We start from the raw sequence: 12423 nt of genomic DNA on the forward strand, positions 1-12423 counted from the left end.
CCGTGACAACGAAAGAGAGAACCACTGTGACCGCGTTCAACGACGAAGCCGTCACCGCCGACGCCCTGCGCCGCACGCTCGGCGTCAGCCGCCGCCGTTTCCTCAGCACCTGCACGGCCGCCGCAGCCGCGGCGATCGCTGCCCCGGTCTTCGGCGCCGCGCCTGCGCTGGCGCAGGACGGGGCCGAAGCCGCCGGCGAGGACCGGGGCCGTTCCGCTCTGGTCCCGCCGCACAAGCGCGGCATCATCCTCTACACCGTCCGTGACGCGACGGGCCGCGACCCGCTGGCCACGAACCTGCCCTCCGGTTTCCGCGAGGTGTTCCAGCAGCTGTCGCGCTTCGGCTACCGCCAGGTGGAGTTCGCCGGCTACCGCCAGCACGCCAACGCGCCCGGCGGCGCGAACCTGGACACCGTCGAGGGCGCGAAGCTGCTGCGCTCCTGGCTCGACGAGTACGGCCTGCGGGCGCAGGGCAGCCACGGCTTCATCCCGGCCTCCTGGCCGCTGACCCCGTCCGACCTGGACACGTTCAAGCGCTCCCTGGAGATCGCCAACATCCTCGGCATGGAGCACATGGGTACCGGTGGCGACCCCACCGGCAGCTCCTACCGGGCCGACTGGGACGTCGCCGCGGAGAAGTGGAACACCCTGGGTGCCATCGCCCGCTGCGAGGGCATCAAGCTCTACACCCACAACCACGACAGCGCCTACGCCTTCCTGCTCGACGGCGGCCCGCTCGACGCCCAGGGGCGGCCGACCCGCAGCTCCGGCATCCGGAAGCTGGAGTACTTCCTGGAGGTGACGGACCCGAAGAGCGTCTATCTGGAGCTGGACATCTTCTGGGCGCACGTGGCCCAGTACAAGTTCCACACGTACACCGCCCACGACGGCTCGCAGCGTGAGCAGGTCTTCGACCCGGCCGGTCTCGTGGTCCGCAACACCAGGCGCTTCCCGCTCTTCCACGCGAAGGACGGCGTGGTCAACCCCCAGAGCGGCCTGGGCTACGACATGGTGCCGTTCGGCACGGGGGACATCGACTACCGGAAGTTCTTCACCCGGGTGGGTGCGAAGAACTACCACAACCCGATGGTCGAGCAGGACAACGCGCCGAGCGCGAGCGCTCCCGGCCAGTCCCTGGAGTTCGCCCGGATCGGCTACGACAACCTCGCGGCCCTGCACGCGCGCAACTGACGGAGCGTCACCCGCATCGCCCGCCCGGGGACTTGGCACAGGACGGGCGATGCGGGCATGCCCGAAAACATCTGAAATACCAGGACAAACTTTCCCTGAAAAAGTTGAAACTTTGTCCTTGACGGGTCGAAAGTGGGCGCTCTAGCGTCCAACTCACGTACTTCGCATGGCTTTTCACCCGCCCTTCACTCTGCAGCGGCCGGCCGGGGGCCAAGCCCCCAAGCCTTTTGCAGCCGTCGACCAGACCAAAGGAGTTCTGAGTGCGCAACAGACGGATCGTCACCCTCGTGGGGGCGGCTGCGCTGGCGGGAGCCATCGGGCTCCTGCCCCTCTCCGCAGCCCAAGCCGCCAAAACAGACACCACACCGCCGGCCCCGTCGGACTTCCAGAAGGTCACCCTCAACGACCGCCCGGGCGAGCCCATGGCCCTCGCCGTCCTGCCGGACCGGCGGGTGTTGCACACGGCGCGCACGGGAGAGGTCCGCATCCACGACCCCAAGAGCGGCGTGAACTTCCTTGCCGCCGACATGAAGAAGAGCCCCGCCGGGCTCTACCAGCACGACGAAGAAGGCGTGCAGGGCATCGCCGTCGACCCCGGCTTCGCCAAGAACCACTGGGTCTACCTCTACTACTCGCCCCGCCTCGACACCCCCATGGACGACCCGGCCACCGCGGGCGTCAACGAAGGGGACGCACCGCAGTTCGGCACGGCCGAGGACTTCGCCAAGTACGAGGGCGTCACGCGGCTGTCGCGGTTCAAGCTCGAGGGCAACAAGCTCAACTTCGACACCGAGCAGAAGATCCTCGACGTCCCGGCCGACCGCGGCATCTGCTGCCACGTCGGCGGCAAGATCGACTTCGACCACAAGGGCAACCTGTTCCTGTCGACCGGTGACGACTCCAACCCGTTCTCCTCGGACGGCTACGCCCCACTCGACGACCGCCCCGACCGCAACCCGGCCTACGACGCGCGGCGCACCTCGGGCAACACCGACGACCTGCGCGGCAAGGTCCTGCGTATCAAGGTCAAGCGCGACGGCGGCTACGTCATACCGGACGGCAACCTCTTCGCGCCAGGCACCCCGAAGACCCGCCCCGAGATCTACGCCATGGGTCTGCGCAACCCGTTCCGCTTCGGCGTGGACGACAAGACCGGCGAAGTCTACGTCGGCGACTACTCGCCCGACGCCCGCAACGCCAACCCCAACCGCGGCCCCGGCGGCCAGGGTCGCTGGATGGTCATCGACCGCCCCGCCAACTACGGCTGGCCGTTCTGCGTGACCCAGGACCTGCCGTACCACGACTACGACTTCGCCACCCAGAAGTCGAGCGGCGCGTTCGACTGCGCCGAGCCGGTCAACGACTCGCGGCACAACACCGGCCTGAGCAAGCTGCCGCCGGTCACGGACGCGGAGATCGTCTACGGCTACGGGACCTCCGAGGAGTTCCCGGAGCTCGGCACGGGCGGCATCGGCCCCATGGGCGGCCCGGCGTACCGGTACGACAAGCGGAACAAGGCCGAGAACCGCTGGCCCGAGTACTTCGACGGCAAGCCGCTCTTCTACGAGTGGACCCGCGACCAGATGAAGGCCATCACCCTCGGCAAGAGGAACGAGGTCAAGAAGATCGAGGACGCGATCCCCTCGATCACCACCGACGGCCCGATCGACGCCGAGTTCGGCCCGGACGGCGCGTTGTACGTCCTCGAGTACGGCACCGGCTACTTCGCGGAGCTGCCCGAGGCCCAGCTGTCCCGCATCGACTTCACGCGGGGCAACCGCACCCCGGAGCCCAAGGTCGCCGCGGACGTGGTCAACGGGACCAGCCCGCTGACGGTCCAGTTCTCCAGCGCCGGCACGAAGGACGCCGACGGTGACGCCCTGAGCTACGCCTGGGACTTCGACGCCGACGGCACCGTGGACTCCAGGGAGGCGAACCCGAAGCACACGTTCACCAAGAACGCCGTCTTCGACGCCACGCTGAAGGTCACCGACAGCACCGGACGCTCGGCCTCCGCGTCGGTTCCCGTCGTGGTCGGCAACAAGGCGCCGGTCGTCTCCCTCACGACCGACCCGGCTCCGCACGGCGGCACGGCGTTCCACTGGGGTGACACGGTCACCTGGGAGGTCACCGTCACCGACGACCAGCCGGTGGACTGCTCGAAGGTCACCGTCTCGTTCATCCTCGGCCACGACTCGCACGGCCATCCGCTCTCCTCGAGCAGCGGCTGCTCCGGATCGTTCAAGACGTTCGTGGACGGCGGTCACGCCGGTGCGGACAACCTCAAGGCGGTCTTCAACGCCACCTACAAGGACACGCCCCCGGACGGCCTGCCGTCCCTCTCGGGCAGCGCCGAGGTCGCGCTGACACCGGCCGACTGACCGGCGGCCAAGACACAGAGGCGGGGCGCCATCCCTTGGGGACGGCGCCCCGTCGCCACTCCCGCGACGCCTCGTCCCGCTCGCTGCCCCACGGAGGCCAGGCGCCCACCGGCAACACCTCCGACGCCGCCGGAGTGCCCGGACGGCGTTCGAGCAGGACCGAGCCCGGCCGGTGATCCGGCCGGGCTCGGTCCAGCGCCGCCATCGACGCGTCCTCGGCCGCCCGCAATCGTCGGCGAACGCCTGTGGCCCGTCGCGCCCGTGGATCTGCCCGGACCGGACACGGACCGCCTGGAGCAACCGAACGCGGTGCGGCTGTTCGTCGCCCGCGCCACCGCAGCCGACCCCGACTTCCGACTCGAACCGGGCAATGCTCAGGCCGTCGCCCGGACGGCATCCGCTCGCGTTGGAGATGGCCACCACCCGGGTGCGCGCCATGCCCGTGGGCGACTCGCAGAGCGGCTCGACGACCGTTTCCGGGCGCTCACCGCGACCCTGCGCGCCGCCCCGACACGTCAACGCACGCTGCGAGCGACCATCGACTGGAGCTGGGGCCTGCTCAGCGAGCCGGAACAGACCGTGCTGCGCCGCCTGTCCGCCTGCGCCGACGACTGCACGCTGGAGGCCGCCGAGGCGGTGTGCGCAGACGGGCACCCGCGCCGCGACGAAGTCCTCGACCTCCTCGGACGGCTGGTCGACCGGTCCCTGGTCGTTCAGCGCAATGGCCGCTACCGGCTGTCGGAGTCGGTCGCCACCTATGGCGCGGAGCGGCTGGCCTCGGCTGGCTTCACACGCCGGCCGTGACCAGGGCGTGGGAGAGCATGCAGCACCACCCGGGCGGGCAGTCGCACGACCATTGAGCCCTTTCCGTGCGCCCAGCAGAACAGGAGGTGACACCGTGACGTAGCGGTGCTCTTGCTGTTCGGAAGCTCGTCGTCGCCTGCCGGCGGAAGTCCGGTCCGGGTCACTCGTTGACCATTGCGCCGTACCGTCACGTCCGTCGTGAGCTGCGGGGGCGGGGCCATTCGCTGATCTTGGAACACGGCAAGGGGAGGGCGGGGCAGGTGAAGCGGGAGCGGGCCACCACGCTGGTGGAGGACATGCTCGCAGGCTGGATGAGGGGACCGAGTGGCCGCTGACCCTGGTCGACGAGGTCTACCTCTTCGGCTCCTACACCCGCGGCGCCCTTGAGCCGCACGACGTGGACATCGCGGTGGACTTTCATCGCGATGATCGGATGAGCCGGCTCGTGGTCGACTGCATCTTCTCCGGCCGCAACCCCACAGCGAGCTCCGCCAGCAGCCGGCCGGCCGCAGCCGTGGCATCCAGTTCTAATTCGACAGCGCCCAGCGACGGCAGCTTGAGAGCGAGGGTGTGCCCATGCTGCGTCTGTGGCGCCGCGGCGACACCTTCCAGCAGGCCCTGGACATCCTGCACAGCATCAAGCCGGACCCCGAAGCCGGGCGTGCACCGCGCGACGACATGATCGAAGAGTTCGAAGGCTGGACCGCGCGGTCTCCCGCCCCGTCCGCCACGACCTGATCACCTGGCAGGACGCAGGGCAGATCGCCATTGCTCGTATCACCCTGCCCGAGCAGCCCACTGAACCCGCCGATGCGGAGACCGCCTTCGACCTGCGCACCCGCTGGGTGGAGCACAGCCCCCTGCGCCGCGCTGCCAGTCAGGGCGCCTTGCGGCGCTCGACGGGCGGAGCAGCAGGCACTCACGCGCCCTGCGTGCCGTACCAGCGCCACTCGGTGAGTCGTGGGCGATCGGGGAGGGCGGTGCGTCCAGTCGCCCACAGCAGGGTTTCCCAAGCGTCGGCATCAATGACGACGTGGGGAAAGAGCTTCTTCAGGACCCGTTCGCACAACTCCCTTGGTGGCGACCACTCCAGGTTCAATCCCTGAGTGATGTCATGGGTGTGCACGAGGGTCTCGACAACGGCCATTGCGGTGAAGCCTTCTGGAACCGATGGCCCGAAGACGTGGTAGGCAACGGTGTTCGAGGGGGCAGTGTGCAGGACGGACGCGAGCAGGCCGCCACACGCCTCCAGGATGGTCAGGAGGCCCTCGGGGCCCGCGGCCCGCTCGACGAAGATGACGTTTGCCGGCCCACCGCTTCGGTTGCTGCTCGTACGGAACGGCAACCCCGTGGACATCGGCGGCTTCGCGAGCCCGAACCTCGCGGCGTAGGTGAACAGGTCATCGGCCAGGTGCTCAAGCGTCTCCCAACACGTCCACTCGAGCGTTCCCGCCTTGGCTTCCCACCCCTGGGAGTCTGCATCCCGCAGGGTGTCGATGGCCAAGGTGACGATCCGACGCACGTCCTCACCGTCCACTGCGGTGTCTGCTCTGTGCATGCGGAGGATCGTAACAACGGTCAATATGGGCCATGGCCCGCCGGAACCTGAGGGTCCGTCCGAACCGTCCCACGATGCGACTCATCAACGACGTCCTCATCGCGTCGCTGCTCCAGGCAGATCGGATGTGACGGCCGGCGGCGGTACGAGCAGAGGGGTGAACTTCCCCTTGATCGTGGACACCTGGAGACTGGGACATGAGGTTCCAGAGGAAGTAGTGCCAGGTGGGAAGCAAGAGCAACCGCAGCAGGCGGTACACGGAGGAGTTCGAACGGGACGCGGTCGCGCTCGTGCGCTCCTCCGGGAAGACCGTCACCGAGGTGGCCCGGGAGATCGTGGTCAGCGCCGAGGGGCTGCGGAACTGGGTCAAGCAGGACGCCATCGACCGCGGGCAGGGGGCGTCGGGAGAGCTGACGACGGCCGAGCGCGAAGAGCTGCGCCGGCTGCGCAGGCTGGCCGCCGAGCAGGCGGAGACGATCGAGGTGCTGCGAAAAGCGGCGGTCTTCTTCGCGAAGGAGAGCGATCGATGAGCGAGGTGTACGCGTTCATCGAGGCGGAGAAGACCACCCACAACGTTGCTCTGTTGTGCAGGCTGCTGAAGGTGGCCCGCTCCTCCTTCTCCGCGTGGCTGGCCGGCGAGAAGGCGCGCTCGGCGAGGAAGGCCGCCGATGACGCCCTGGCCCACGAGATCACCGTGCTGCACTTCGCCTCCAAAGCCACCTACGGAGTGCCGCGCATTCATGCCGGGCTGCGCCGGCTCGGACACCGCGTGAACCGCAAACGGATCGAGCGCGTCATGCGCGAACGCGGCATCAGCGGTGTCACGCGGGCAGGCGCAGGGGCTTGACCCGTCCGGTAAAAAAGGGCGGTGCCCGCCCCGGACCTGATCGGCCGCGACTTCACCGCGAATGCCCCGGGGATGAAGCTGGTCGGCGACATCACCTACGTCCCCACCGATGAGGGCTGGCTGTATCTGGCGACCTGGCTGGACCTCGCGACCCGTGAGATCGTCGGCTACTCGATGGCCGACCACCACCGCGCCGGCCTGGTCGTGGACGCGCTGAAGATGGCCGCCGGACGCGGGCAGTTGAAGCCCGGATGCATTGCGCACTCGGACCGCGGCAGTGAGTACACCTCCGACGAACTCCGATGTGAAATGGGCCGGTCGGGACTACGGCGAAGTATGGGCCGCACCGGCTCATGCTTCGATTGCCGCCGCCGAGTCGTTCTTCGCACTGCTCAAAGAGAGGAGATCGGAACCCGCCGCTGGCCCGACCGGTCCAGCGCCCGCGCGGACATCTTCGCTTTCGTCGAGACCTTCTACAACCGACAGCGCCTACGCCGCCATCCACGCTGGGGCTACCTCACCCCGCTGGAGACCCGGCAGCGCCTCGAACAAGAACACGCCCTCGTGGCGTAAGCATCGAGTGTCCAAGATCACGGGGAAGCTTCACCCGCTGGCGGTGACTGCTCCCTGAACAAGGACGCTGTTGGCGAATTGGCGTCGGCTTCCAAGACTTGGTTGTGGCCTTGGAGGCCGGTGTTGCGGTTTGGGGAGGGCACGAGTGTCGTTGCGGTCGCAGGAGCCTGGGGAGATTCCGGTAGAGACCGCGCGGGTGGCGAAGGCCGCGTTTCCCAGGGACAGTCCGGCGATCCGGGTCCGGGACGAGCTGGGGGTGATGTTCTGGGACGAGGACTTCGCCACCATGTTTCCGGCGCGAGGGAAGCCGGCTTGGTCGCCGGGGCGGCGGGCACTGATCGTGGTGCTGCAGTTCGTGGAGAACCTGACGGACCGGCAGGCGGCGGAGGCGGTGCGAGCCCGGATCGACTGGAAGTACGCACTCGGGCTGGAGCTGACCGATACCGGCTTCGACCACTCGGTGCTCTCGGAGTTCCGTGACCGCCTGACCAGTGCCGACGGCGGCCGGGAGATCCTGGCCGCGGCCCGGCAGCGGTGGCTGCTCGGTTCGGGCGGTCGGGCACGGACCGACTCCACGCACGTGCTGAGCGCCGTGTGCCAGGTCAACCAGCTGGAGATGGTCACAGAGACGACGGTGGGAGTCCGCAAACCGGACACCGAGTACTCAGGTGCGGCTGGTGGGGCGGGGATGATCCCCCGCCCCCGGACAGGCCTCGTGGCGGCGCTGTGACACGGCGGCTACGGGATGAGGGTCTCGCCGAAACGGGCGTCGGTGGCGGGGGCGTGGAGGGTGGTGCCGCCGAAGAACCAGGAGCCGCCGGTGGGCAGGTCGTCGGCGATGGCGGGGAGGACCCAGACGGCGCCGTCGTTGGTGTCCTCCCCGGGTGCAGAAGCGATCAGTTCGGCCTTGCCGTCCCGGTTGGTGTCGATGAGGCTGAGTGCGCCGCCGAACCGGTCACCCTTCTCGGGGGTGCCGGGAACGCGCGGGCTGTTCTGGCCGACGGTGTGGCTGCCCCTCGTGGTCAGGCCGGTGGTCGTGCCCTGCATCACCCAGCCGGTGCCCGCATCGGTGGCCGCGTCGATGTCGTTGCCGGGGGCGCCGATGGTGGCGTCCGCGTAGCCGTCGCCGTTGATATCGCCGACGGCGATGGCGCCGCCGAAGCGGTCACCGAGGAAACTGGCGCCGGGCACACCGGGAGAGTTCTGCGTGAAGTACTGGTACGCGGATCCCGGACCGCCCGGACCGCCCGGACCGCCCGGACCGCCCGGGCCGTCGGGTCCGCCGAGAACGACATCGACGCTGCCGCCGTCCATGAGTTGGTGGGCCTGGAGGTCGTAGTCGGCGGGCGAGCCCATGACCAGGTCGGTGTAACCGTCGTTGTTGATGTCGCCGGAGGCGCCCGTCGATCCGCCGACCATGCCGTGGCTGTACTTCGGTCCGTCGGGGCCGCCGGGCAGGTAATGGGCCCCGCCGGTCCTGTCGCGGGGCAGCCGGCCTTCGTAGTAGCTGATGTCGAAGCCCATGACGACGACGTCGTCGGCGCCGTCATTGTTGTAGTCGCCCGAGGTCAGGGCCGTGGGCGTGAAGTCTTCGTCCCGTGGCGCGGAAACAGCGGTCGCAGACATGCGCTGCACCGTACGCGTGGCCCCGAAGCCGTACGTCCACAGGTCGTCCTCGGCCAGCACGGCAAGTTCGGTGCCGGAGGGGGTGAATCGGCCGGTGGCCAGGCTCTTCCCGAAGGTGCCCTTCGCCGTCGGGGTGCCGTCCTGGAGCCAGCGACTCCCGGTGGAGCGCAGACCGCTCCGCGAGCCCCACAGGACAAGGGCGGCACCCGCGTCGGTGGCGGAGCTGACGTCGTTGCCGGGGATACCGACGACGAGGTCCGCGTAACCGTCGCCGTCCAGGTCGCTGGAGGCGGTGGCCTGGCCGAAGCGGTCGTTGCTCTGGGCAGTGCCTGGTACGCCGGGCGTGCTCAGGCTGAACGTAGCCCGTCGGGAGGTGGAGATGCCGCTGCCGGAGCCGTACAGAACGGCGACGTAGCCGGCGCCCTTCTTGGCGCTGACGGTGCCGCCGGGGGCGGAGACGACGAGGTCGGGGTAACCGTCGCCGTTGAAGTCGTCGTGAGCGACAGCGGCGGGCACGGGCGCGGTGGCCGCGGTGATCGTGGCGCCGATCGTCAGCAGGACGGTCGCGGCGGCTGCGGCGGAGTTCCGGAGACCGGTGGAGAATCTCTTGCTGCGCACGTGAAGGCTCCTGGGCTGTGGCACGGGCCGGGCGCGGAGTAGGCGGAGGGACACGGCGGGGGCCCGCTCCCTCGCCGTCGTGGGTTGGACCGGGGATCAACCTCGAGGGTTGTGCCGCGTACGGGAGTTGGCGAAGCGTTCACCGTGACGTACCGAGTCCGGGGTTCAGCCCGGCCGACGATCTCGAGAAACGTCTCAAGGATCCTCGAATCCCCGACCGCCTGGGCTGCCGTCGCCCGCATGTCCTGCCGAGGCGCAGACAACACCGATACATCGGAGGAGTCAAGACTTGGGTGAGGCTCTCTGGCGTGGCGTGAAGTTCCAATCGGCCCATTAGTGGCGTATAGGAGCCCAGCTTCTAGGTGTGTCGAACTCATTGACAGGTACACGAACCATGCTTACGTTCACCAATACACCCGATGTTTCGAGGATTCGTCTGGAGGACGAAGATGACCTCACAGCCGGGAAACCGCTCGCCGGTGCCCCGCAGAGCCGTACTCGGCACCGCGCTGGGCGGCGCGGCAGCAGCGGCCCTGCCCGGGACGGCCCACGCCGAACAGCGCGCAGAACCGGCGCAGTTCGGCGGCGCCGATTCCGTGGCCGGGAGTGACAGACGCCCCTGGAGACTGCGCGACACGATGTCCACCGACGGCGCCTGGGAGGCGTTCCTGCGTGGTCAGGACCTGCTGTGGACCAGGCTGCCCTCCCGCTGGTACGAGGGTCCGTTCCTCGGCGACGGGCTGCTGGGGAGCATGGTCTACCAGGAGCCGGGCGCCAACCGGATCCGCTTCACCGTCCAGCACGGCCGCGTCCAGGATCACCGGCCCGAGTTCGGAAGTGGCTGGGGCACCTGCCGCCTGCCGGTCGGGCATCTCACGCTCGAACCCGTCGGCACCATCACCGCCGTCGACTGGCGGCTGAGCCTGTGGAACGCCGAACTCACCGGCACCGTCACCACCACAGCCGGCACGCTCGCCCTCTCCGGCCTCATCCACGACGAGGTCTTAGCCGTCCGTGTGACGGCCGACGGCGGTGAACAGGTCACCTGGACGTTCCACCCCGCGGAGGCCATCAGCCCCCGCCGGATCAGCGAGGCCCCGCCCTCCGGCTACACCGGCAACCCGCCTTGGACCACCAGGACCACCGCCGACGGCACCGAGCAGGTGCTGCAGCCTCTCACCGGCGGCGGCCAGACGGCCACCGCCTACCGCCGCACTGGTGCGGAACTGCTGCTCAGTGTCGGACACAGCCACCCCTCCGACACCGCCGCCGAGGCAGACTCACTGCGCAACCTGCGCCGCGCGACGTCGTACAGCGCCCTGAGACGACGCCACACCCGCTGGTGGCACACGTTTTACCGAAAGAGCTTCGTCTCGTTCCCCGACCAGCGGCTGCAGAGCTTCCACTGGATCCAGCTCTACAAGGTCGCCTCCGCCAGCCGCGCGGGCGGCCCCGTCATGGCCACCTGCGGGCCGTGGCTGGAGCCCACGCCCTGGCCCGCGGTCTGGTGGAACCTCAACGTTCAGCTGGAGTACTGGCTCATCCACGGCTCCAACCACCTGGAACTGGATGCGCTCGCCACCACGCTGCGGCAGAACCAGGAACAGCTCATTGCCAACGTCCCCGCCGCCTACCGCGCGGACAGCTCCGGCGTCGGCCGCAGCTCCGACATGTTCGCCAACCGCGCAGTGGGGGAGCCGGGCACCGGCGCCGAGACCGGCGACCTCACCTGGGCGCTGCACAACGTGTGGCTGTCCTACCGGCACTCCATGGACAAGGCTCTGCTGCGCGACACGATCTTCCCGGTGCTGCGCCGGGCGATCAACTACTACCTGCACTTCCTCACCCCGGGCAGCGACGGCAAGCTCCACCTGCCCAGCACGCTCTCGCCCGAATACCCGGTCGTGCCGCCGCAGGACACCAACTACGACCTGGCCTTGATCCGCTGGGGCTGCCAGACACTCATCGAGTCCGCCGAACTGCTCGGCATCGACGACGAGTTGACCCCACGCTGGCAGGAGGTGCTGGCCAAGCTCACGCCGTACCCGGTCGACGACAACGGCTTCATGATCGGCGCCGGCACCGCGTACGCCCAGTCCCACCGGCACTACTCTCACCTGCTGATGGTGTACCCGCTGTACCTCGTCAACTGGGACCAGCCCGAAAGCCGCGACCTGATCGCGAAGTCGGTGGCTCACTGGCACGCGCTGACCGGCGCCCACCGGGGCTACAGCTACACCGGAGCCGCCTCGATGTATGCGATGACCGGTGACGGCGACACCGCGATCACATACCTGCGGAAGTTTTTCGACACCAGCACCCGCTACCCGTGCCAGGCCAACACGCACTACACGGAGGCCGGTCCGGTCATCGAGACGCCGCTGTCCGCCTCGCAGTCCCTGCACGACATGTTCTGCCAGAGCTGGGGCGGCATGATCCGCGTCTTCCCGGCCGTCCCGTCCGCCTGGGCGGACGTCACCCTGCACGACTTCCGGACCCAGGGTGCCTTCCTGGTCAGCGCCGTCCGCAAGGCGGGTGCCACCCGGTTCATCCGGATCAGGAGCCTGGCGGGCGAGCCGCTCAAGCTCCGCCACGGTCTCAGCGGAACTCTCACCGTACTGCTGGACGACGGCACCCCGGCCCGCACCCAGGACCTGGGCGACGGCACCCTCGCCATCGACCTGCCCCGGGGCCGCGAGGTACTCGTCCACTCCGGTTCCCGGCCCGGCCTCGTCATCGGCCCCGTCGCCGTCAGCGAACCGGGCCCGGCCTGGGGCCTGCCGTAACGACCCTCGCACGCGGCACACCCCGTGGTTCCGGCCCGCC

The 12423-nt window shown here is 69.0% G+C and carries 10 protein-coding genes and 2 pseudogenes; 10 read left to right on the forward strand and 2 right to left on the reverse strand.

Translation table 11 applies throughout. From position 1 onward, the window contains the following. The first annotated feature begins 26 nt into the window (after nt 1–26). From ACFVJQ_RS34660 to ACFVJQ_RS34680, 5 genes and pseudogenes are all read left to right on the forward strand, one after another. On the forward strand, nt 27–1190 hold the full coding sequence (locus ACFVJQ_RS34660) for a sugar phosphate isomerase/epimerase family protein (protein WP_385789614.1): 1164 nt from the start codon (nt 27–29) through the stop codon (nt 1188–1190). Nucleotides 1191–1450: 260 nt separating this feature from the next. Next, nucleotides 1451–3571 carry a PQQ-dependent sugar dehydrogenase gene (locus ACFVJQ_RS34665; RefSeq protein ID WP_385789616.1) on the forward strand — a complete coding sequence of 707 codons (2121 nt, stop codon included), beginning with the start codon at nt 1451–1453 and terminating at the stop codon, nt 3569–3571. A gap of 261 nt (nt 3572–3832) precedes the next feature. After that, entirely contained in the window at nt 3833–4375 is a 543-nt protein-coding gene (locus ACFVJQ_RS34670; protein WP_385789618.1) for a hypothetical protein, read from the forward strand. Between the two features lie 337 nt (nt 4376–4712). Further along, nucleotides 4713–4757 (forward strand): annotated as a pseudogene (locus ACFVJQ_RS34675) (hypothetical protein); the annotation flags it as partial. A gap of 194 nt (nt 4758–4951) precedes the next feature. Next, on the forward strand, nt 4952–5113 hold the full coding sequence (locus ACFVJQ_RS34680; protein ID WP_385512328.1) for a hypothetical protein: 162 nt from the start codon (nt 4952–4954) through the stop codon (nt 5111–5113). Between the two features lie 181 nt (nt 5114–5294). Here ACFVJQ_RS34680 and ACFVJQ_RS34685 read toward each other — a convergent pair whose 3' ends face one another. After that, on the reverse strand, nt 5295–5897 hold the full coding sequence (locus ACFVJQ_RS34685; RefSeq protein ID WP_385512330.1) for a maleylpyruvate isomerase N-terminal domain-containing protein: 603 nt from the start codon (nt 5895–5897) through the stop codon (nt 5295–5297). 260 nt (nt 5898–6157) lie between these two features. On the opposite strand from ACFVJQ_RS34685, the gene ACFVJQ_RS34690 reads away from it, so the two are divergent. The 4 genes and pseudogenes from ACFVJQ_RS34690 to ACFVJQ_RS34705 form a co-directional block, all read left to right on the forward strand. Continuing rightward, nucleotides 6158–6463, forward strand: coding sequence for a transposase (locus tag ACFVJQ_RS34690; protein WP_385789620.1), 306 nt, complete (start codon nt 6158–6160; stop codon nt 6461–6463). Continuing rightward, a complete protein-coding gene (locus ACFVJQ_RS34695; RefSeq protein ID WP_385789622.1) occupies nt 6460–6780 on the forward strand; it encodes an IS3 family transposase in 321 nt (106 codons plus the stop codon). Before ACFVJQ_RS34690 ends, ACFVJQ_RS34695 begins: the two co-directional genes overlap by 4 nt. A gap of 21 nt (nt 6781–6801) precedes the next feature. Next, nucleotides 6802–7353, forward strand: coding sequence for a DDE-type integrase/transposase/recombinase (locus ACFVJQ_RS34700; protein ID WP_385789624.1), 552 nt, complete (start codon nt 6802–6804; stop codon nt 7351–7353). A 145-nt stretch (nt 7354–7498) separates the two neighbouring features. Further along, nucleotides 7499–7984, forward strand: a pseudogene (locus ACFVJQ_RS34705) (transposase); the annotation flags it as partial. A 107-nt stretch (nt 7985–8091) separates the two neighbouring features. Here the strand turns inward: ACFVJQ_RS34705 and ACFVJQ_RS34710 are convergent. Further along, entirely contained in the window at nt 8092–9597 is a 1506-nt protein-coding gene (locus ACFVJQ_RS34710) for an FG-GAP repeat protein (RefSeq protein WP_385789626.1), read from the reverse strand. A 449-nt stretch (nt 9598–10046) separates the two neighbouring features. On the opposite strand from ACFVJQ_RS34710, the gene ACFVJQ_RS34715 reads away from it, so the two are divergent. Then, nucleotides 10047–12383 (forward strand): Tat pathway signal sequence domain protein, encoded by a 2337-nt coding sequence (locus ACFVJQ_RS34715; protein WP_385789628.1) that lies wholly within the window; start codon nt 10047–10049, stop codon nt 12381–12383. The last annotated feature ends 40 nt before the right edge of the window (nt 12384–12423 follow it).

This window comes from Streptomyces sp. NPDC127197 (assembly GCF_042672405.1).
GTDB lineage: Bacteria > Actinomycetota > Actinomycetes > Streptomycetales > Streptomycetaceae > Streptomyces > Streptomyces flavusporus.

What these genes read in the sequence shown, in the direction of transcription:
- ACFVJQ_RS34680 (WP_385512328.1), top strand. Translation starts at nt 4,952, where the DNA reads ATGCTGCGTCTGTGGCGCCGCGGCGACACCTTCCAGCAGGCCCTGGAC.
- ACFVJQ_RS34695 (WP_385789622.1), top strand. Translation starts at nt 6,460, where the DNA reads ATGAGCGAGGTGTACGCGTTCATCGAGGCGGAGAAGACCACCCACAAC.
- ACFVJQ_RS34715 (WP_385789628.1), top strand. Translation starts at nt 10,047, where the DNA reads ATGACCTCACAGCCGGGAAACCGCTCGCCGGTGCCCCGCAGAGCCGTA.